Origin of the sequence: Variovorax sp. 770b2 (genome assembly GCF_900115685.1) — a bacterium.
GTDB lineage: Bacteria > Pseudomonadota > Gammaproteobacteria > Burkholderiales > Burkholderiaceae_C > Variovorax.
Genome location: NZ_FOXJ01000001.1, coordinates 3079189 through 3100987, shown reverse-complemented (window position 1 = coordinate 3100987; position 21799 = coordinate 3079189). Strand labels below are relative to the sequence as shown.

At 67.1% G+C, this 21799-nt stretch carries 16 protein-coding genes; 8 read left to right on the top strand and 8 right to left on the bottom strand.

The genetic code is table 11. The features are described from left to right. Nucleotides 1-85: 85 nt before the first annotated feature. The 7 genes from BM133_RS14385 to BM133_RS14355 form a co-directional block, all read right to left on the bottom strand. Complete coding sequence (locus tag BM133_RS14385) at nucleotides 86-877, bottom strand: helix-turn-helix domain-containing protein (RefSeq protein ID WP_093434588.1); 792 nt, start codon at nucleotides 875-877, stop codon at nucleotides 86-88. Between the two features lie 51 nt (nucleotides 878-928). Next, entirely contained in the window at nucleotides 929-3388 is a 2460-nt protein-coding gene (locus BM133_RS14380; RefSeq protein WP_093434587.1) for a GcvT family protein, read from the bottom strand. Nucleotides 3389-3419: 31 nt separating this feature from the next. Beyond that, nucleotides 3420-4286, bottom strand: a complete 867-nt coding sequence (gene purU, locus BM133_RS14375; RefSeq protein WP_093435345.1) for a formyltetrahydrofolate deformylase — start codon at nucleotides 4284-4286, stop codon at nucleotides 3420-3422. A 61-nt stretch (nucleotides 4287-4347) separates the two neighbouring features. Then, nucleotides 4348-5478 (bottom strand): 2-aminoethylphosphonate--pyruvate transaminase, encoded by a 1131-nt coding sequence (locus BM133_RS14370; protein ID WP_093434585.1) that lies wholly within the window; start codon nucleotides 5476-5478, stop codon nucleotides 4348-4350. A gap of 63 nt (nucleotides 5479-5541) precedes the next feature. Continuing rightward, nucleotides 5542-7275, bottom strand: a complete 1734-nt coding sequence (locus BM133_RS14365) for a putative 2-aminoethylphosphonate ABC transporter permease subunit (protein ID WP_093434583.1) — start codon at nucleotides 7273-7275, stop codon at nucleotides 5542-5544. Next, a complete protein-coding gene (locus BM133_RS14360) occupies nucleotides 7272-8411 on the bottom strand; it encodes a putative 2-aminoethylphosphonate ABC transporter ATP-binding protein (RefSeq protein WP_093434582.1) in 1140 nt (379 codons plus the stop codon). Before BM133_RS14360 ends, BM133_RS14365 begins: the two co-directional genes overlap by 4 nt. A gap of 180 nt (nucleotides 8412-8591) precedes the next feature. Continuing rightward, nucleotides 8592-9629: a putative 2-aminoethylphosphonate ABC transporter substrate-binding protein gene (locus tag BM133_RS14355; RefSeq protein ID WP_093434580.1), complete on the bottom strand. Its 1038-nt coding sequence runs from the start codon at nucleotides 9627-9629 to the stop codon at nucleotides 8592-8594. A gap of 157 nt (nucleotides 9630-9786) precedes the next feature. Between BM133_RS14355 and BM133_RS14350 the strand changes: the two genes are divergently transcribed. From BM133_RS14350 to BM133_RS14315, 8 genes are all read left to right on the top strand, one after another. Continuing rightward, entirely contained in the window at nucleotides 9787-10515 is a 729-nt protein-coding gene (locus BM133_RS14350; RefSeq protein WP_093434579.1) for a phosphonate utilization associated transcriptional regulator, read from the top strand. A gap of 1 nt (nucleotide 10516) precedes the next feature. After that, the gene (gene phnA / locus BM133_RS14345) at nucleotides 10517-11743 is read left to right on the top strand and encodes a phosphonoacetate hydrolase (RefSeq protein ID WP_093434577.1); all 1227 of its coding nucleotides are present in this window, start codon (nucleotides 10517-10519) and stop codon (nucleotides 11741-11743) included. A 26-nt stretch (nucleotides 11744-11769) separates the two neighbouring features. After that, complete coding sequence (phnY, locus tag BM133_RS14340; RefSeq protein WP_093434575.1) at nucleotides 11770-13236, top strand: phosphonoacetaldehyde dehydrogenase; 1467 nt, start codon at nucleotides 11770-11772, stop codon at nucleotides 13234-13236. Between the two features lie 11 nt (nucleotides 13237-13247). Further along, a complete protein-coding gene (locus BM133_RS14335; protein ID WP_093434573.1) occupies nucleotides 13248-13808 on the top strand; it encodes a phosphonate degradation HD-domain oxygenase in 561 nt (186 codons plus the stop codon). Nucleotides 13809-13834: 26 nt separating this feature from the next. Continuing rightward, nucleotides 13835-14260, top strand: coding sequence for a GNAT family N-acetyltransferase (locus BM133_RS14330; RefSeq protein WP_093434572.1), 426 nt, complete (start codon nucleotides 13835-13837; stop codon nucleotides 14258-14260). Between the two features lie 17 nt (nucleotides 14261-14277). After that, nucleotides 14278-15666, top strand: coding sequence for an FAD-dependent oxidoreductase (locus BM133_RS14325; protein WP_093434570.1), 1389 nt, complete (start codon nucleotides 14278-14280; stop codon nucleotides 15664-15666). Nucleotides 15667-15752: 86 nt separating this feature from the next. Further along, nucleotides 15753-18143 carry a phosphocholine-specific phospholipase C gene (locus tag BM133_RS14320; RefSeq protein ID WP_371286323.1) on the top strand — a complete coding sequence of 797 codons (2391 nt, stop codon included), beginning with the start codon at nucleotides 15753-15755 and terminating at the stop codon, nucleotides 18141-18143. A 140-nt stretch (nucleotides 18144-18283) separates the two neighbouring features. Further along, on the top strand, nucleotides 18284-20191 hold the full coding sequence (locus tag BM133_RS14315) for a LamG-like jellyroll fold domain-containing protein (protein ID WP_177224801.1): 1908 nt from the start codon (nucleotides 18284-18286) through the stop codon (nucleotides 20189-20191). A 230-nt stretch (nucleotides 20192-20421) separates the two neighbouring features. On the opposite strand, the gene BM133_RS14310 is transcribed toward BM133_RS14315, so the two are convergent. Further along, the gene (locus tag BM133_RS14310; protein WP_093434566.1) at nucleotides 20422-21777 is read right to left on the bottom strand and encodes an omega-aminotransferase AptA; all 1356 of its coding nucleotides are present in this window, start codon (nucleotides 21775-21777) and stop codon (nucleotides 20422-20424) included. Nucleotides 21778-21799: the final 22 nt, after the last annotated feature.

The following is a 21799-nucleotide window of genomic DNA, read 5'->3' as shown; positions in this document are numbered from 1 at the left end:
CGGCGCCCACTTTCATGCAGCCGCTAAGGTTCTAGGTGAAAACGAGACGGTGCGACCGGGCCGGTGCACGTCGGCCGCACCGCGTTCACAGGCCCCAGGCGCGTTCCGCCTGGTCGTCCGCCGTCAGCCGCACCTGGCGCGAGAGGAACGACGGCGGCAGGCCGAAGGAGCACTGGAAGGTGCGGCTCATGTGGGCCGCGCTGGCGAAGCCGCCGTCCAGCGCGATGTCGGCCAGCGGCCGGCCGCTGGCGAACTGCTGCACGGAACGGCGGACCTTGGACCACAGCAGGTAGTTCTTGATCGACACGCCCGTCTGCTCGCGAAACAGATGGGTCAGGCGGTCGGGCGACAGGCAGGCCACCTCGGACAGGTCCTGCAGCGGCAGCGGGCCCGCATGCGACCTGGCGACGCGCATCACGCTGTCGATGCGCGGATCGAGTCCGCGCGCGGGCTCGGGGCGTTCGGTGATCGCTTCCACCATCCGCGCGCTGAGCGATTGCAGGTGATGCTCGGCCAGCGCGCCGCACTGCGCCGCCTCGAAGTTGTCGCGCAGCCGGCCGAAGCATTGCGCATCGACCGGCACGATGCCCCGCTCGCCCATCCATTGCGACAGCGTGCGGTAGGCGCCGGACCCCGGATCGAGGTTGAGCGAAAGCAGCCCGCAACCTTCGACATACAGGCGCCGCTGCGCGCCGGCCGCGACCACTGCGGCCGTGCAGAGCGCGCGCGTGCCGTCGGCGGCTTCCAGCCGGAACGGATGTCCGCTGACCGAGGCCAGCAGCGTGACCGAGGAGCGGGCCGTCAGGTCCGACTCGATGGCCGGCGTGACGTAGAGAAAGCTGCTGTCCCAGAGATGCAGAAAGTTCTGTGCAGTCATGTGTACCCCGAAGAGATACCTCGTCTCCCAGCCGTCCGCGTTCTGGTTCCGTTATTGGCGGCGCTGTTCGAGCGCGGCTTTCACGAGCGACGGGTAAGGCGGCCGAGATTGTGCCGTGGCGGCGAAGCGATGACCAGCGATGTCGATTTCGTAGGAACCCTGCATCGCCTCGTCGCGCGTCAGCGGTTCGGCGCTGCGCGCATAGCCCATCACCACCATCCGCCCGAGCACCGCGCTCCAGGCGGTGGAGGTCAGCTCGCCCACGGCCTTGCCGTTGCGAAGGATCGGCTCGCCGCCCCAGGCGAAGGCCTGTTCGTCGTCGAGCGTGAACATCAGGAGCCGCTTGGAAAGCCGCTCCGGCGCGATCTTCGAGAGGGCGGCCTGTCCGATGAACGCGACCGGCTTGTCCAGTTGCACCGCGAACTCCAGGCCCGCCTCGAAGGGGTTCTCGTCCGGCCCCAGTTCCAGGCCGAAGGCGCGGCGCCCGGCTTCGATGCGCAGGGCGTCGATCGTGTAGTAGCCGCCATCGCGCAGGCCCAGGTCGGCGCCCGCTTCGAACAGCGTGTCGTACACATGCACCGCCATCTCGGTGGGGATGTACAGCTCCCATCCGGGGCCGCCGACGTACGAGACCTTGGCCGCGAGCGCACGCGCATGGCCCACGTCGATCTCGATCACGGCCGATTGCGGGAACGCTTCCTTGCCCAGGTCCTGCGGCGTGACGCGCGACAACAGCTGCTGCGCCTTCGGTCCGGTCACCGTGAGCGTGCAGTAGCCCGAGGTCACGTCCGTCACCGTCACATGCTCGTTCGGCTGCAGGTGGCGCTGGATGTGCCCGATGTCGCGGTACGGCTGCGCCGAGCCGGTGATGATGAGAAAGCAGTCGGCCGCAAGCCGCATGACGGTGAGGTCGCTCTCGAAGCCGCCGCGCTCGTTGAGCAAGGCGGTGTAGACCATGCTGCCGGGCCTCACGGCCACGTCGTTGGCGCACAGGCGCTGCAGCAGCAGCTCGGCGTCGCGCCCCTGCACCATCAGCTTGCCGAACGAGGTCTGGTCGAAGACCACCACGTCCTGCCGCACGGCCCTCTGTTCGGCGATGCAGGCATCGAGCCAGTCGGGGCGGCCGAAGCCGTAGCGCGCCTCCGCCTTCTGGCCCGGCAACGCGAACCAGCTCGCGCGCTCCCACCCGAGCTTGCTGCCGAAGGCGGCGCCCTTGGCCTTGAGCTTGTCGTACAGCGGCGAGCGGCGCAGCGGCCGGCCGGATTCCAGCTCGTGGCGCGGCCAGCGCATGGCGTAGTGCAGCCCGAGCGCTTCGACCGTGCGCTCCTTGAGCCAGCGCTTGTTGCTGTTGAAGGGCGCGAAGCGGCGGATGTCCACATCGAGCAAATCGGCCGGCGCGGCGCCGCCGACGATCCATTCGGCGATCAGCTTGCCGGCACCGCCCGCATTGGCGATGCCGGCCGAGTTGAAGCCGGCGGCCACGAAATAGCCGCGCACCTCGGGCGCTTCGCCCAGGATGAAGTTGCCGTCCGGCGTGAAGCTCTCGGGGCCGTTCAGGAACAGCTTGATCTCGGTGGTCTCCAGCGCCGGCGTGCGGTGCACCGCCTCGTCCAGCAGGATCTGGAACTGGTCCATGTCGTCCGGCAGCAGCTGGAACTCGAACCTGGGCGGAATGCCGTCCATGCCCCAGGGCTTGGCCACGGGCTCGAAGCCGCCCATCACGAGGCCGCCGACTTCTTCCTTGTAGTAGATGTAGCCGTCGGGGTCGCGCAGCACCGGCAGGTCGCGGTGCACGCCTTCGATCTCCTTGGTGACCAGGTAGAAGTGCTCGGCCGAGTGCAGCGGGATGTTGACGCCCGACATCGTGCCCAGCTCGCGCGCCCACTGGCCCGCGCAGTTGAGAAAGCTCTCGCAGCGCACCGTGCCCTGGTTGGTCTCCACGCCCACGATGCGGCCGTGCTCGATGAGCGTGCCGGTGATCTGCACGCCCTCGAAGACCTTCGCGCCGCGGTTGCGCGCGCCCTTGGCCAGCGACTGCGTGAGGTCGGTGGGGTTGGCCTTGCCGTCGCCGGGCAGCCAGACGGCGCCCACGAGGTCGTCGATGCGCATCAGCGGCCACAGTTCGAGCGCTTCGGCGGGGGTGATGAACTCCGCCTCGATGCCGAAGCTGCGCGCCGTGGCGATGGTGCGCTTGAGCAGCGTCATGCGCTCGGGCGTGCGCGCCACGGTGATGCTGCCGCACTGCTTCCAGCCGGTGGCAAGACCCGTCTCGGCTTCGAGCGAGGCGTACAGGTCGATGCCGTAGCGGCTCATCTTCGTCATGCTGCGGTTCGCGCGCAGCTGGCCGACCAGCCCGGCGGCGTGCCAGGTCGTGCCGCAGGTGAGCTGGCCCTGCTCGAGCACGATCACGTCGGTGCAGCCGAGCTGGGTGAGGTGGTAGGCCGCGCTGCAGCCGGCGATGCCGCCACCCGCGATGACGACCTGTGCGTGAGAGGGAAGTGGCGCCGTCATGGTGTGTTGGGGGTTTGTCCGATGGGGGGGGTTACTTGAAGACCACGGTCTTGTTGCGGTGGACCAGGATCCGGTCTTCCAGGTGGTGGCGTACGCTGCGCGAGAGCACGCTCTTCTCGATGTCCTTGCCCAGCCGCACCATCTCCTCGATCGAGTTGCCGTGGTCGATGTCGATCACGCCCTGTTCGATGATCGGCCCGGCATCGAGCTCGGCGGTCACGTAGTGGCTGGTGGCGCCGGTCATCTTCACGCCGCGCTCGAAGGCCTGGTGGTACGGCTTGCCGCCGACGAAGGCCGGCAGGAAGCTGTGATGGATATTGATGATGCGGTTGCGCAGGCGCTCGGTCATGCCGTCGGACAGCACCTGCATGTAGCGCGCGAGCACCATGAAGTCGCCGCTGAATTCGCGGAACAGGCGCTCCACTTCGGCGTAGGCCTGCTCCTTGGTCTCGGGCGTCACCGGCACGTGGAAGTAGGGGATGCCGTGCCACTCGACGAAGGAGCGCAGGTCGTTGTGGTTGGAGACGACGCACGGGATCTCGCAGTGCAGGTCCTTGTTGCGCCAGCGGTGCAGGAGGTCGTTCAGGCAGTGGTCCAGCTTGCTCACCAGCACCACCATGCGTTTCTTCACCGAGCTGTCGGAGATGCCCCATTCCATCTCGAACTGCCTGGCGAGCGGGGCGAAGCGCTCGCGGAATTCATCCAGGTAGAAGGGCAGCGTGTCGGCCTGGATCTCCACGCGCATGTAGAAGCGGTTGTGCAGCGCATCGCCGTGCTGCGCGGCCTGCGAGATCAGGCCGCCGTGGCTGGCGATGAAGCTGCCCACGGCCGCCACGATGCCGGTGCGGTCCGGACAGGTCAGCGTGAGGATGTAGCGGCGTGGCGTCGTTTCGCTCATCGGTGTCCCTTCGTGCTTCGCGCTGCGGTGCGAGCTTGCGTGCGGCGGCCCGGCGCGGCGCTCATGCAGCAACTGGCGCGCTGACCTGGCGAATGTTCATCGCCTTGAGCGTGTCGGCGATGGCCGCCACCGCACCCGGAATGCCGGCCTCGCCGAAGTGCCCCATGCAGCCGACGCGAAAGGTCTCCACCTGCGTGAGCTTGCCGGGGTAGAGGATGTAGCCGCGCTTCTTCACCTCTTGATAGAAGGTCTTGAAGTCGTAGTTGGCGTCGTCGGGCGCGTGGAAGGTGACGATGATCGGCGCCTGGATCGCCGGGTCGAGAAAGCTGCGAAAGCCCAGCGCGGCCAGCCCATCGATGAGCCCCTTGCAGTTGCGCGCATAGCGCCCGCCGCGCGCGGCGAGGCCGCCTTCCTCGATGTACTGCGCAATGGCCGTGTCCAGCGCGGCCACCACGTGCGTGGGCGGCGTGAAGCGCCATTGCGTGGTCTTCTCCATGTAGACCCACTGGTCGTACAGGTCCATGCTCAGCGAGTGGCAGTTGCCTTCGCATTTCTCCAGCGTGCTGCGCTTGACGACGACGAAGCCCATGCCCGGCACGCCTTCCAGGCACTTGCCCGAGGCGGCGACCACCGCGTCGAAGGGCGTCTTGCGCGCATCGATCTCCAGCGCGCCGAAGGAGCTCATCGCGTCGATGATCAGGCCGCGCCCGTGCTTGGCAACCACCAGCGCGATCTCGTGCAGCGGGTTGAGCACGCCGGCGCCGGTTTCGCAATGCACCAGCGCCACGTGCGTGATGCTTGGGTCGGCGGCCAGCGCACGGTCGACGTCGGCGGGCGAGACCTGCTTTTCTTCCGTGTAGTCGATGGTGGTGAGCTTGCGGCCCAGCACCTTGCAGATCTTGGCCAGGCGCTGGCAGTACGCGCCATTGCTCGGCACCAGCACATGGCCGTTGCGCGGAACGATCGTGCCGATGGCCGCCTCCACCGAGAAGGTGCCGCTGCCCTGCAGCGGAACGCACTCGTGCGTGCCCGTGCCGTGCACGATGTTCAGCACTTCCTTCCTGATGCGCGCGGTGATCTGGTTGAAGTCGGCGTCCCACGATCCCCAGTCGCGCAGCATCGCCTGGCGGGTGCGGTCCGAGGTGGTGAGGGGGCCGGGGGTGAGCAGGATGGGGTGGGGGGCTTGACTCATGGTGTCTCCAGGCGGGAAAGGGGATGAGGAAAGAGGAATGAGGAAAGAGGAAGAAGGCCTGCGTCAGCCGCGGCTGAGGTTGCGCCAGGCCTGCGTGCGCGCGAGCAGCACGCGCGTGAGCAGCGAATAGGCGATGCACACCAGCGTCGAGGTGACCACGATCAGGCTCGCGAGCGCCGCAGCGGGGCCGATGTCGCCGGCGTCGTCCAGGTGCATGATCGCGACCGAGGCGAGGATGGTCTCGGGCGTGTAGAGAAAGATGGCGCACGACAGGCTCGCCATCGACACCACGAAGAAGTAGCGCCCGATGTCCAGGATGGCCGGCAGGCACACCGGCACCGTCACGCGCAGGAAGGTCTTGAAGAACGGCACCTTGAGCGAGGCCGACACGGCCTCGAACTCGTTGTCGATCTGCTTGAGCGCCGTCACCGCCGTGAGGTGGCTCGATGTGTAGTAGTGCACCACCATCGAGATGACCAGGATCGCCATCGTCTGGTACAAAAAGTTCAGCGGATTGGCCGGATGGTTGAAGAACATCACGTAGCCCAGGCCCAGCACCAGGCCCGGCACCGCCATCGAGAGCACCGCCATCAGGTGCATGCCCTTGCGCATGAGGCCCAGGTTGCGCGTCTTCTCGATCAGGTAGGCACCCACGAAGACGATCAGTGAACCGGCCACCGCGGTGACCATGGCCACGAGCAGGCTGTTGCCGTAGGCCGCGGCCATGTCGCTCTCGACCAGCACGAAGTGGTAGTGCTTGAGCGTGAGCGAGAGGTCGTAGGGCCAGAGCGAAATCAGCGAGGTGTAGATCGCCATGCCGATGGTCGCGAGCAGCAGGCCGCACACGGCGGTGCAGAACAGCGTGAGCAGCGTGTCGGCCACCTTGCGGCGCTTGGGGCTGTAGGGCACCGAGCGCGCGGTGAGCTGCGCCTTCAGCTTGCGCCGCACCACGTAGTCGATGACGAACGAGACGATCGAGGGCAGCAAGAGCAGCATGCCCACCACCGCGCCGATGGAGAAGTTGTGCTGCCCCACCACCTGCTTGAACACATCGACCGACAGCACGTTGAAGTTGCCGCCGATCACCTTGGGCGCGCCGAAGTCGCTCACCACGTAGGTGAAGACCACCGTGGCCGCGCTGATGAGGCCGTACTTGCACGAGGGCAGCGTGATGGTCATGAACTGGCGCAGCGGCCGCGTGCGCAGCGCGGTGGCCGCCTCGTACAGCCGGCCGTCGGCCAGCGACAGCGAGGTGACCAGGATCATCAGCGCATGCGGAAAGGTGTTGTAGACCTCGGCCATGATGATCCCCGGCGCGCCGTAGATCGACACGCCGCCCAGGAGGAACTTGAGCGCGCCCTGGTTGCCGAACCACTGCACGAACGAGATGGCCGACAGCAGCGAGGGCGCCAGCAGCGGGATCAGCGCGATCAGCCGGAACACCGCCTTCAGCGCCACCGGCATGCGGCTGCGCGTGAGCGCGTAGGCGAAGACGAAGGCCGTGGGCACCGAGATCGCCACCACCGCCGCCGAGACCCAGATGGAGTTCCAGGCCGCGCGCAGCAGGCTCGGCGTCTGGAAGTAGGTGATGAAGTGGGCCAGGCCCACGAAGCGGCCGTCCTTGTCCTGCACCGCGTGCGCGAGGATGGTGGCGAGCGGCGCGATGAGAAACACGAACAGCATCGCCATCACGACGAACAGGATGGCGCGCGCGATGGTTTCGTCGCGGCTCCAGCGCATCGTGGGCCGCGTGGCGAACGAGGCCTTCATGGCGGTGGGATGGGCCAGCGTGCTCATGGCTTGGGCGTGCGTGCGGCCGAGAAAGCGCGGATGCGGTTGGCGCGCAGCGCGATGTCGATGGTGTTGCCCTCGCGGATGTCCAGGTCGTGCAGCTGGTTGAGCGAGAAGTGCAGGCCCAGCACCTGCCCGTGCAGCGCATCGGCGGTCACCTCGGCGATGCAGAGGCCGCCGAGGAACTCGACCTTCGTCACCTTGGCCCGCAGGCGGTTGGGCGTGTCGTCGCCCAGGTGCTCGACCGCGCGGTCTTCGGGGCGGAGATAGAGATTGACGGCCTCGCCCGGTTCGAAGGCGCCGTCGCAGGCATCGCATTCGAGCTCCATGTCGCCGACCTGGAAGCGGTGGTTGCCCAGCGCCACCGAACGCAGCACGTTGACCTTGCCTACGAAGTCCGCCACGAAGGGCGTGGCCGGCTGTTCGTAGACCTCCATGGGCGTGCCGACCTGCTCGATCACGCCGTGGTTCATGACCACGATGCGATCGGCCATCGACAGCGCCTCTTCCTGGTCGTGCGTGACCATGATGGTGGTGATGCCGACCTGCTTTTGCAGCCGGCGGATCTCGCCGCGCAGGCGGATGCGCTCCAGCGCGTCGAGCGCCGACAGGGGCTCGTCGAGCAGCAGGAGGCCGGGGCGCGTGGCCAGCGCGCGGGCCAATGCCACGCGCTGCTGTTGGCCGCCGGAGAGCTGGCTCGGGTATTTGCTGCCCGAGGTCGGCAGGCCGACGAGTTTGAGGAGTTCTTCGACGCGCGCCTTGATCTCGCCACGCCTGGCGCGGCTGTTGACCAGGCCATAGCCGATGTTCTCGGCAATCGACAGGTTGGGAAAGAGCGCATACGACTGGAACACGATGCCGTAGTCGCGCTTGTCCGGCGAGAGCCACGAGACGTCCTTGCCGTTCTGCAGGATCTGTCCGGCGGTCTGCGTTTCCAGCCCCGCGATGATGCGCAGCAGCGTGGTCTTGCCGCAGCCCGAGGGGCCGAGGAAGCACAGCATCTCGCCCGGGTTCACGCGCAGGTGCACGTCGCGCAGCGCGCTGAAGGATTCGAAGTCCTTGCGCACGCCGATGATCTCCAGCGCTGCGGGGGCGTTCGTCGGTACCGGGCTGGCAATGAATCGGGTGTCGGTCATGTCCATTTTTCGCACTCGTCGTTTGCAGGCGCCGCAAGGGCTGGGCGTCGCAGGTTGAAGAAGGGCATCGGGCGGATCGGGCTTCTTCGCGAGACACCGCGGAACCGGCTTTGCCGGGCCGCAGGTGTCGCCCCCGTCAGGGGGTTGGCGAAGCGACACGAAGTGCGCGCAGCCTGGGGGCGAGCCCTACTTGGGTTCGGCCTTGCCTTCGTAGCGCTTGCTCCACTCGGCCAGGATGCGTTCGCGGTTCTTGGCCGCCCAGTTGATGTCGTTCTTGGCGAGCAGCTTTTCGTAGTTCTCGGGGATGCCTTCGAGCTTCGATGCCACGCCGGGGTAGGCGACCACGGCCCACCAGGTGGCGGTGATCTGGTTGGCCTCCTTGCTGGCCATCCAGTCGGCGAAGCGCTTGGCCTGCGGCAGCTTCGCGCTGGTCTTCATGAGGCTGGTGGCCTCGATGTCCCAGCCCAGGCCCTCCTTCGGAAAGATCAGGTCCACCGGCGCGCCCGACTTCTTGACCTGGTGCGCGCGGAACTCGAAGGAGATGCCGATCGGGAACTCGCCCGCGCCCGCCTGCTTGCAGGGCTTGGAGCCCGAGTGCACGTACTGCGCGATGTTCTGGTGCAGCGCGTCCATGTACTTCCAGCCTTCGGCATCGCCCATGTTCTGCAGCCAGGAGGACACGTCGAGATAGCCGGTGCCGCTGGAGGCCGGGTGCGGCATCGAGATGGTGCCCTTGTAGACCGGCTTGGCCAGGTCCTTCCAGGTCTCGGGCTTGGGCAGGCCGAGCTTCTGCGCCTCGACGCGGTTGAAGCAGATGGTCGCGGCCCAGACGTCCATGCCGACCCACGCCGGTGGGCGCGCGGCGTCGGAATAGGCGGGGTTCAGGTCCTTGAAGCCCTTGGGCTCATAGGGAAGGAGCATGCCTTCCTGCTGCAGCAGCGCGAGGCTGCTGGCGGCCAGGCCGGCCACCACGTCGGCCTGCGGGTTGGCTTTTTCGGCCAGCAGCTTGGCGGTGACGATGCCGGTGGAGTCGCGCACCCACTTCACCTCGATGTCGGGGTTGGCTTTCTCGAAGGCGTCCTTGTAGAGCTTCATGGCGTCGGTTTCGAGCGCCGTGTAGACCAGGAGCGGGGTCTTTTGCGCCCATGCACTGCCGGCCATGAAGCCGAGGGCTGCAACACACAGGGCCGCCGTGAGACGGCGCGTGCTTGGTTTCATCGTCATCTGTTTTCTCCTGAGAGGGCTTGCTGTCACTGAAGGGGTGAGTGGCGGGCGCCGGCAATGGGCGTGCCAAGGTCGGTGAACGCAATGTAGATTGACGATTGATGACTGTCAATAAAAGATTGTTGACAGTTTTCAATTCTTCGGGAAAATACGTCCCATGGTCACCAGCAATCACTCCGCCGCCCTCGCGTTTCTCCAATCCAGCTCGCTGCCGATGCTGATGCAGGAAGAAATCGAGCGTTTGATCATGACCGGCGAACTCCCCGTGGGCAGCCGCATCAACGAGAGCGAGCTCTCGCAGCGCTTCAACACCAGCCGCGGCCCGATCCGGGAAGCGCTGCGCGCACTCGAAGAAGCCGGCCTCGTGCGCAACGAAAAGAACCGCGGCGTCTTCGTGCGAGAAATCGCCTTCGAGGAAGCCGACGAGATCTACGAACTGCGGGAAGCACTCGAGGAAATCATCGGCCGCCGCGTGGCGTTGGCCATTGCGCCCGACGCGATCGTGCGGCTGCGCGCCATGGTCGACGCGATGCGCTCGGCGGGCCAGGCGCAGGACGTGGAGCAGTACGCGCAGCTCAACCTGCAGTTCCACGAGATCCTGCTCGACACGGCCGGCAGCAGGAAGCTCACCGAAACCTACAAGCGCCTCGTGAAGGAGCTGCACCTCTTCAGGATGCGCGCCCTGGACAGCGGCGGGGGCCTCAGGGTCTCGGCCGACGAGCACAGCCACATCGTCGAGGCCATCGCGAGCGGCAACCCCGAGACGGCCGGGCGCGCGCTGCGCGAGCATGTCGCCGGCAGCCGCGCACGCATGCACAAGGCCTTCGGCCGCGCCGATTCCGACGCGGCCGCGGCATCGAACAACCCACCCCAAAAGGAAGTCTGAAATGACACCGGAGACACTCGAAGTCAATGCCAGGAGCTATCGCTGGATGGCGCGCCCCGTCGTGGTCGTGTGCGTGGACGGCAGCGAGCCGGCCTACCTCGACGCGGCCATCGCGGCCGGCGTCGCCCCGTACTTCGATCGCATGATCAAGTCGGGCGCCAACCTGCTGGGCGATTGCGTGGTGCCCTCGTTCACCAACCCGAACAACCTGTCGATCGTGACCGGCGTGCCGCCCGCGGTGCACGGCATCTGCGGCAACTACTTCTTCGACCGCGAGCTGGGCCAGGAAGTGATGATGAACGACCCCAAGTACCTGCGCGCCGGCACCGTGCTGGCCGCGTTCGCCGATGCGGGCGCCAAGGTGGCGGTGGTCACGGCCAAGGACAAGCTGCGCAAGCTCCTGGGCCACCGCATGAAGGGCATCTGCTTCTCGTCGGAGAAGTCGGACCAGGTGACGATGGAAGAAAACGGCATCGACGACGTGCTCGGCATGGTCGGCATGCCGGTGCCTTCGGTCTACAGCGCGGAGCTCTCGGAGTTCGTGTTCGCCTCGGGCGTGAAGCTGATGGAGCGGCAGCGGCCCGACCTCATGTACCTCTCGACCACCGACTACGTGCAGCACAAGGCCGCGCCGGGCAGCCCGGCGGCCAACGCCTTCTACGCGATGATGGACGGCTACCTCGCGCAGCTCGATGCGCTGGGCGCCACCATCGTGGTCACCGCCGACCACGGCATGAACGACAAGCACGGCGCCGACGGCTCGCCCAACGTCATCTACCTGCAGGACGTGCTGGACGAGTGGTACGGCGCCGGCGTGGCCCGCGTGATCCTGCCGATCACCGACCCCTACGTGGTGCACCACGGCGCCCTCGGTTCGTTCGCGACCGTGTACGCACCCGACGAGGCGCGCGTGCCGGGCTGGATCGACCGCATCCAGCGCGTGCCGGGCATGGAGTTCGTGCTCTCGCGCAAGGACGCCGCGCAGCGCTTCGAACTGCCGCCCGACCGCATCGGCGACATCGTGGTGGTGAGCGAGCGCAACACGGTGATCGGCACCTCGGCGAGCCGCCACGACCTGTCGGCGCTCGAAGTGCCGCTGCGCTCGCACGGCGGCGTGTCCGAGCAGCGCGTGCCGCTGATCTGCAACCGTCCGGTGACCGGCATCGCTGCTGGCCGGCGCCTGCGCAACTTCGACGCGCTCGACATCGCGCTGAACCACGCCCAATAACGAAACGCCTTCCGGAGCACCCCCCCATGAGCCAAGCGAGCCAAGCGAGCCAAGCCATCCTGAAGCCAGGCACCATCCACCGCGAGGCCCTGCGCATCGCTGGAGAGAGGGTCCATCGCGATCGCACGATCGACGTGACCTACCCCTACACCGGCGAAGTGATCGCCACCGTGCCCAAGGCCACGCTGGAGGACGTGCGCAATGCGCTGCGCATCGCACGCGACTACAAGCCCACGCTCACCCGCTACGAGCGCTACAAGATCCTGATGCGCGCGGGCGAGATCATCGCCTCGCGGCTGGACGAGATGTCGCGCACCATCACGCTCGAATCGGGGCTCTCCCGCAAGGACTCGCTGTACGAAGTGGGCCGCGCCTCCGACGTGCTGCTGTTCGCCGCCAACCAGGCGCTGGTGGACGACGGCCAGGTGTTCTCTTGCGACCTCACGCACCACGGCAAGAGCCGCAAGGTCTACACGATGCGCGAGCCCCTCTTGGGCGCCATCACCGCCATCACGCCGTTCAACCATCCGCTGAACCAGGTGATCCACAAGGTCGCGCCGGCCATTGCGACCAACAACCGCATCGTGCTCAAGCCCAGCGAGAAGACGCCGCTCACGGCCTTCCTCCTGGCAGACATCCTCTACGAAGCGGGCCTGCCGCCGCAGATGCTGTCGGTGCTCACCGGCGACCCGAAGGAGATCGCCGACGAGCTGCTCACCAACGCCGATGTCGACCTCGTCACCTTCACCGGCGGCGTGCCCATCGGCAAGTACATCGCGGGCAAGGCCGTCTACAAGCGCCAGATCCTGGAGCTGGGCGGCAACGATCCGATCATCGTGATGGAAGACGCCGACGTCGAGGAGGCCGCCACGCTCGCGGCCAACGGTTCGTACAAGAACTCGGGCCAGCGCTGCACAGCCGTCAAGCGCATGCTGGTGCATGAGTCGGTGGCCGACCAGTTCGTCGAGCTGCTGGTCGCCAAGACCCGTGCGCTGAAATATGGCGACCCCATGGACCCCGACACCGACATGGGCACCGTGATCGACGAAGCCGCGGCCAGGCAATTCGAGGCGGTGGTCAACGAAGCGATTGCCGCCGGTGCAAAGCTGCGCTACGGCAACGAGCGACGCGGCGCACTCTATTCGCCGACGGTGCTCGACCACGTGGACCCGGAGATGACCGTTGCAAAGCACGAGACCTTCGGCCCCGTGTCGCCGGTGATCCGCTTCAAGAACATCGACGAGGCGATCCGCATCTCCAACGGCACCGCCTACGGCCTGTCGTCGGCGGTCTGCACCAACCGGCTGGACTACATCACGCGCTTCATCCGCGAGCTGAACGTGGGCAGCGTCAACGTGCGCGAGGTGCCGGGCTACCGGCTGGAGCTCACGCCCTTCGGCGGCATCAAGGACTCGGGCCTGGGCTACAAGGAAGGCGTGCTCGAGGCGATGAAGAGCTTCACCAACACCAAGACCTATTCGCTGCCCTGGTAATCGCAAGCATCATGAGCCTGAGCCTTGACGACATCGTCGGCCTCTTCGAAACGAAGGGTCACGCGCAGTACGACGGCGAGCCCGTCACGCAACTCGAACACGCCCTGCAGTCGGCGCACCTGGCCGAGCAGGAGGGCGCCGGCAGCGCGTTGATCGCGGCCTCGCTGCTGCACGACCTGGGCCACCTGCTGCACGACTTCGGCGGCACGCCGACGCAGCAGGGCCTGGACGACCTGCACCAGTACCGCTGCCTGCCATTTCTTCGCGCGCTGTTCGGTGCGGCCACGCTGGAGCCGATCCGCCTGCACGTGGACGCCAAGCGCTTCCTGTGCGCGCGCGTGCCCGGGTACCTCGAAGCGCTGTCGCCCGACTCGAAGCGCAGCCTGCAATTGCAGGGCGGTGTCTTCGACGAGGCGCAGGCGAAAGCCTTCGAGGCACTGCCCTATGCCATGGACGCGGTGCGCCTCAGGCAATGGGACGACACGGCCAAGCTGGCCGATGCGAAGACGCCCGACCTCGCGCACTACACGCGGCACCTGGCGATCGCCTCGAAGCCTGCCGCCGCGGCGTAGCCATGAGCGCCACGCGAGCATTCGCAATGCAGCGCCGCCCAGCCACGCCGCAAGACATTCCCTTCCTGCTCGACCTGCGGCAGCGAACGATGAATGGCCACGTGCTGGCGTCCGGCGCCGAGGTCAGCGACGCACATCACATGGCGCGGCTGATGCATCGCTTCGAGTGCGCCGAGATCCTGCTGCACGAAGGCGCGCCGGTCGGCCTGCTCAAGGTGTCGCGCGATCCGCACGAGTGGGTGGTCATCCAGATCCAGCTGGCACCCGGCTACCAGGGGGGCGGCATCGGCACCGGACTGCTGGCCGAAGTCATCGACGAGGCCGCGCACGCCGGCGTCGACCTCACGCTCAGCGTGCTGAAGGCGAATCCGGCGAAGGCGCTCTACGAACGCTTCGGCTTCGTCGTCGAGCGCGAGTCCGAGTTTTCCTTCGACATGCGGCGCAAGCCCTGAAAACCTGCGAGCCCGACATGCGCCCTTTCTGGATCGAACAGGCTCTTTTCAACGACGGCGACCTCGCACCCGCGCTGCAGGGTGAACACAGCGCCGATGTCTGCATCGTCGGCGGCGGCTTCACGGGCCTGTGGACCGCGATCCAGGCCAAGCTGCAGGCGCCCGCGCTCGACATCGTCATTCTCGAAAGCGATCTTTGCGGTGCCGGTGCGAGCGGCCGCAACGGCGGTTGCCTGCTCACCTGGTCGGCCAAGTTCCTGACGCTGCGCCGGCTGTTCGGCGAAGACGAGGCCGTGCGCCTCGTGAAGGCGTCGGAGGCGGCGGTGCAGCACATCGCGGACTTCTGCGCGGCGCACGGCATGGATGCCGAATTGCGGCAGGACGGCACGCTCTACACAGCAACGTCGCAGGCGCAGATCGGCACGCTCGATCCGATGATGCAGGCGCTGGAGGCGCGCGGCATCCATTCGTACCGCACGCTGCCGCCGGACGAGGTGGCGCGGCGCTCGGGCTCGGCGCGCAACCTGGCCGGCGTGTACTCGCCGATCGCGGCCACGGTGCATCCGGGCAAGCTGGTGCGGGGCCTGCGGCGCGTGGCGCTCGCGATGGGCATCCGCATCCACGAACGCTCGCCGATGGTGGACTTCGACACCGGCCATCCGGTCGTGGTGCGCACACCCACCGGCAGCGTGCGAGCGAAGAAGCTGGTGCTCGCGATGAACGCATGGATGGCCAGCGCCTTCCCGCAGTTCGAGCGCACCATCGCCATCGTCTCGAGCGACATGATCATCACCGAGCGGTGCCCCCAGTTGCTGCAGCAGATCGGCCTGACCGATGGCGTCTCGGTGCTCGACTCGCGCACCTTCGTCTACTACTACCGCAGCACGGTCGATGGCCGCATCATGCTGGGCAAGGGCGGCAACACCTTTGCCTGGGGCGGCCGAATGGAAAAGGTGTTCGACGAGCGCTCGCCCTATGAGGCCGAGCTGACCCAGGCCCTGCATTCCTTCTTCCCGGCGTTGCGCGAAACGCCGATCACCGCGAGCTGGAACGGTCCGTCGGACCGGTCGGTCACGGGCTTTCCGTTCTTCGGAAAACTCGATGGCGCGCCGCACATCTACTACGGCTTCGGCTACTCGGGCAACGGCGTCGGGCCGACCTACATGGGCGGGCAGATCCTGTCGTCGCTGGTGCTCGACCAGGACAACGCATGGACGCGCAGCCCGATCACGCTCGGCCCCTTGGGCCAGTTTCCGCCGGAGCCCATTCGCTATGTAGGTTCCATCGTGGTCCGCAACGCAATCCGGCGCAAGGAAGAGGCCGAGGACCGAAGCCGGGAGCCCTGGCTGGTCGACCGGATGCTCAGCAAGTTCGCAAGCGCCGCAGGCAAGGCCGACAAGCACTGAACCCGCGGCAGGCAAGCGCAGGCACTCATCTCCGCAAGGAAATTCCATGAACCTCGATTTGTCGGCATCGACCAGGGCGGCTCTGGATGCAACCGCCTTGTGGCTCGCGACAGGCGTCGCGGCGTTTGCGCTGGTTGCCTGTGGTGGCGGTGGAGGAGGCGGCGGTACCCCCGTCGCGTTCCCCACCGCCCCCAGTGGCACGGCACCGCCGGTTGCCCCCGCGCCAACGGGCGATCCGGTGCCAGCGGCTGAACCGCCACCGGCGGGCGCCCAGAAGTCATTCCACTGCGCGCCGGAACCCAAGCCTGCCTGACCGCGCCGCGCGTTCCTCGTTCCTTTTCCACCCCAAGACACAAGCGACGGACGGCAACATGGCTTCACGCAGCAGACGGAATTTCTTGCGTACGACGACAGGTTCGGTGGGCGCAACCGCCGCACTGATGATGTTCCCGGACCTCATCCGCAAGGCGATGGCCATTCCGGCCAACAACCAGAAACGCTCCATCATGGACGTCGAGCACGTGGTGATCTTCACGCAGGAGAACCGCTCGTTCGACCACTACCTGGGCATGCTCAATGGCGTGCGCGGCCTCAGCGATCCGCGCGCGGTGCAGTTGCCCAGCGGCAGGCCGGCCTACTACCAGGCGAGCACGCAGCATCCCGATGGGTATGTGTTGCCGTTCCACGGCGACTCGACGGCCACCAAGGCCTACACGGTCGGTGGCTCCAACATGGGCCACCAGGCAGACCTGACACTGCTGCACCGCGGCAAGCACGACCAGTGGGGCTCGACCGGCGAGCTCCACCAGCGCATGGTGTATTACACGGCGGGCGACCTGCCGTTCTACTACGCGCTGGCGAATGCCTTCACCGTGTGCGATCACTACCACTGCTCGACGCTCACGCAGACCAACCCGAACCGCCTGCACCTGTGGAGCGGCTGCAACGGCGGCGGCACGGTGGGCGGCGATCCGGACATGAACAACTCCGGTGCCGCGATTCGCTACGCCTGGAAGACCTATCCCGAGCGGTTGCAGGACAAGGGCATCAGCTGGAAGGTCTACCAGGAAGCCGACAACTTCGACGACAACATGCTGGAGTTGTTCAAGAACTTCCAGGGCCTGAAGGCGAGCGATCCGCTGGCCATCAACGGACTCACCAGACTGTCGCAAAGCCAGTCGACCGGCGACTACCTGGTGGCGGAATTTCGCAAGGACCTGGCGCAGAAGACACTGCCGGCCGTCTCGTGGATCGTGACGGCGGCCGATCTTTCCGAGCACCCCAACCACGAGCCGGCCAAGGGCGAGAACGTCTGCGCGAAGCTGATCGCCGCGCTGGTCGATCACCCCGACATGTTCGCCAAGACGGTGTTCATCGTGAACTACGACGAGAACGGCGGCTTCTTCGACCACATGCCGCCGCCCCTGCCGCCGCTGGAAGCCGCGGACGGCTACAGCTCTGCCTCGGTCGAGGGCGAGTCGAAGAGCTACGGCGGCACGGAGGCCAACCCCGGCAAGCAACCGATCGGGCTGGGCATTCGCGTGCCGGCCATCGTGGTGTCGCCGTGGACGCGCGGCGGCTGGGTGTGCTCGGAAATCTTCGACCACACCTCGACCCTGCGCTTCCTGGAAAAGCGCTTCGGTGTCGCGGAAGAAAACATCAGCGGATGGCGGCGCGCGGTGTGCGGAGACATGAGTTCGGTCTTCGATTTCGAAACGCCGAACCTCGGCCTGGAAACCCTGAAATTGCCGAGCACCGCGGACTATCTCGATCGCGTGGCCAGGTCCGCGCAGGGCGCCAGCCTGAGCATCCCCGCCAGGCAGGCCGCGCCCGTGCAAAGCGCGCTGCAGCGGCGGGCTCGACCGTTGCCTTACGAGTTCCACGTCAACGGCCGCGTCGATGCGGCCAGTGGCAGATTCGTCGTCGACATCGCCAACACCGGAACTGCCGGCGCTTCGTTCTACATCTACGACAACACCAACGCGCAAGGCCCATGGCGCTATGCACTGGAGGCCGGCAAGAGCCACGCGGCGGCCGGGTGGCACGGCAGCGCGCCGGGCGCGCCCGCCTTGTCGCAGTACGACCTGACGCTGCAGGGGCCCAACGGTTTCTACCGCCGGTTCAAAGGCAGCCTGGCCACACCGGCAACGGCGGCTGTGGAAGTCACCGCCTGCTATGAAGTGACTAATGGCGATCTCACGCTGACGCTCAAGAACACCGGCAGCACGGCCTGCACCGTGACCGTCAGGCAGGCGGATGCGTATGCGCTGGCGGCCGGACAGAAGCGCACGCACACCAGCGTCGTGCGGCCCGGCGAAAGCCTCTCCGACGAGTGGCTGCTTTCGGCGAGCGACCACTGGTACGACCTGACCGTCACCGTGGACACCGACAGCAACTTCCTGCGCCGCTACGCCGGCTGCGTGGAGACCGGCAGGGCCACGCGCACCGACCCGGCGATCGGCAAAGCCATCTATTGATCGCCATGGATTGCATCAGCACGGAAGACCGAAAAATGACTGCTTCCCGATTCATGCAGAGGGCATGCTGTGCGTTCGTGGCCGCGGTCCTCGCCGGGTGCGGCGGCGGGTCGTCGAATGGGCCGGGCGCCTTATGGGCCGTGCCTTCCGCGACGACCCCCGATACGCCGCCGACCCCGCCCGCCGGCCCCGCGCCTGAAGCCCCGGCGCCGGTGAAGAAGGCCATGCTCATCGGCATCAGCGGCGTGCAGTTGAGCAGCCTGCAAGCGCTGGTGCAGCAGGGCAAGGCGCCGAACTTCGCCGGCTTCACGCTGATGCCGGCCTATACCGGCGGCATCGTGGGCAGCGCCGGGCAGCAACCCACGCTGAGCGAACCCGGCTGGGCGACGGTGCTCACCGGCACCTGGGCCAATCGCCACGCGGTCCAGGACAATGCTGCGACCCAGCTCGCGGCACCCAGCGTGTTCGCGCTGTTGTCGCAGGACGCCGTGCCACGCCACGCAGCGGCCAGCGTGACCCGCCAGGAGCCGCTCGCGGCCCTGCTCGCATCGGAGTCGGCGCGTGGTGCCATCGAACGCCTGAGCCTGTGCGCCGACGACGCGTGCGTCATCGACAGCACCACGGCCAGCATCGGCGCGGGCACGGCAGACCTCGTCGTCGCCAATCTGAGCGATGCCGGCGCCGTGGTGCGCACCAAGGGCATCGGCCCGGAATACGACGGCGCCCTGCAGGCCGCCGACGCCGCGCTCGGCAAGATCGCATCGGCCGTGGCGCAACGCCGCCAGGCGCATCCGGAGGAAGACTGGCTGCTGGTGCTGACCACGGACCATGGGCCGGCCGTCGACGGCTTTTCCGACGGCCTGCAACTGCTGGCGAACAAGACCGCGTTCATCGGCCTCAACAAGCCAGGCAACGCGGCGTTCACACCCACGGATGCATCGAGCCAGGCGCCCACGTCACTGGACGCGCTGTACCGCTTCGCGAGCGCGGCGGATATTGCGCCCACGCTGTTGTCGTATCTGGGCGTGGCGCCTGCAGGCCAAGGCGTCGGCTTCGATGGCGGGCCGTTGATCGGGGCGGCTGGCGTGCGGCAGCTGAGCGCCTCCGTCGGCCCCGACGGCGCCAGCGTCAAGCTCGCTTGGACCCGCATCGACGCCACGCCGGCTTCCATCCAGCTCTATCGCAATGGGCGGCTGCTTCAAACCCTGTCCGGCGACACGGTGCAGTTCGTGGACCGCGATGCCCAGGGCTGGATCGAGCACCAGCAGAACACGCTCGACTACGTCGTGACGGCCAACGGCGTGGCGGTGGCGACGCAGGTTCAACTGTTCTATGTCAAACCGGTTGCGTTGCCGGCCTCATTGAAGGCCGGCTTGCTGCATCTCTTCTCGTTCAACCAGGGGCTGGGCGATGCGGCGGGCGCAGCCGGCCTCGCACCGTTCGTTGCAGGCAAGACGCCGGTGTTCGCGGCCGACGGCATCGACGAAAGCGCCGCCCTGACGATCGACACCGCGGTCACGGGCTTCAGGCTGGCGGACGACGTTACCGCTGCCAACGACCGGTTCACACTGGGCTTCTGGTTCCGCAGCAACGGAACGCAGAGCGATTCGCCGCTCTTTGGCAACAAGAACTGGCATTCCGGCAAGAACCCGGGACTGGTGCTCGCGGTCGACAACGCCGGCATCAAGCTCAACATCGGCGATGGCACCAACCGTGCCGACACTGCCTTCGTCAGCTTTGCAGCGAAGCAATGGGTCCATGTGTCGGTGACCGTCGACAAGACGAATCAGAAGGCGACGCTGACGGTGGAAGACGCCACGCATGGCGCACAGATCGTCTCGCTCGACTGGAAAAGCGTGGCCGCCGCACAAATCGCCGGGCTCGGCACCTTCGGGCTGGGAGACGATGCGCGCGGCCTCTACTACACGGCCGATGGCGCGCCCGGCATCCAGGCGTACGACGACGTGGCGATGTGGAACCGCATGCTGACGCAGGACGAGATCCACGCCCTGTTCGCGTCGAAGCGTTCGATCACGAGCCTGCCCTGACCACGGGGCCCGGCAGGCTCGCGAACGCTGTCAGCGGTTCGAAGGAAACGCGAACACCGCGCCTTCGCGCGCTTGTCGGCGAGCGCGAGGCTCTTGCCCGAGAAACCGGTGGCCGGGTCGAACACCGGCTGCACGCGGGTGCCGCCATTGACGCGCTGGCCGTCGATGAAGTGGCCGATGGCGGCGGTGACGTTCCTGTCGTGTGCGCGTCTTGAAATCTCGAAAGGGGATCAGGCGGTTTCGGCGAGGGCGTCCGCCAGCGCGTTGACCATGCGGTCGATCTCGGCCTTCTCCGAGATGAACGGCGGCGCGAGTTGGATCGTGTCGCCGCCGTAGCGCACGTAGAAGCCCTTCTTCCAGCAGTTCATCGCGATCTCGTACGGGCGGCGTGCGGGCTCGCCCGGCAGCGCGGCGATCGTGAGGCCGGCGGCGAGGCCGAAGTTGCGGATGTCGGTGACGTGCTTGCTGCCCTTCAGGCTGTGCACCGCGTTCTCGAAGTGCGGGGCCAGCGTCTGCACGCGGCCGATCATGTCTTCCTTTTGCAGCACGTCGAGCGCAGCGATGCCGGCGGCGCAGGCCACCGGGTGTGCGCCGTAGGTGTAGCCGTGCGGGAATTCGAGCATGTAGTCGGGGCCGCCGGCCGCCATGAAGGTGTCGTAGATCTCCTTGCTGGCGATCACCGCGCCCAGCGGCTGCGCGCCGTTGGTCACCTGCTTGGCGATGTTCATGATGTCGGGCGTCACGCCGAAGGCGTCTGCGCCCGTGAGCGCGCCGCAGCGGCCGAAACCGGTGATGACCTCGTCGAAGATCAGCAGGATGTTGTGGGCCGTGCAGATGTCGCGCAGGCGTTTCAGGTAGCCCTTGGGCGGAATCACCACGCCGGCCGAGCCCGCGAAGGGCTCGACGATCACGGCCGCGATGTTCGATGCGTCGTGCAGCGCGATCAGGTCGAGCAGGCGGTCGGCCAGCTCGGCCCCGCTCTCGGCCATGCCGCGCGTGAAGGCGTTCGATGCGAGCTGCGTGTGCGGCAGGTGGTCGGCTTCCACGCCCTGGCCGAAGAGCTTGCGGTTGGCCGCGATGCCGCCCACCGAGATGCCGCCGTAGTTCACGCCGTGGTAGCCCTTCTCGCGGCCGATCAGGCGCGTCTTGCTCGCCTGGCCCTTGGTGCGCCAGTAGGCGCGCGCCATCTTGAGGGAGGTGTCGGCCGCCTCGGAGCCGGAGCCGGTGAAGAACACGTAGTCCAGGCCCGCGGGCGTCAGTTCCTTGATCCTGTTGGCCAGCTCGAAGGAGAGCGAGTGGCCGAACTGGAAGGCGGGCGAGTAGTCGAGCTTGGCGATCTGGTGGCTCACCGCCTCGGTGATCTCGGGGCGGCCGTGGCCCAGGCCCGAGCACCACAGGCCCGAGAGGCCGTCGAAGATCTTGCGGCCGTCGCTGTCGGTGAAGTAGGCGCCCTTGGCCTCCACGATGATCCGCGGATCGGCCTTGAAGCTGCGGTTGGCCGTGTAGGGCATCCAGTGCGCTTCGAGCCAGGCGGCGTCGGTGCGCGCGGTGGGCGTCGGTTCGATGGCGGGCGTTGCAAGGGTCATGGCGCTTCCCGCGCTGGGGCGG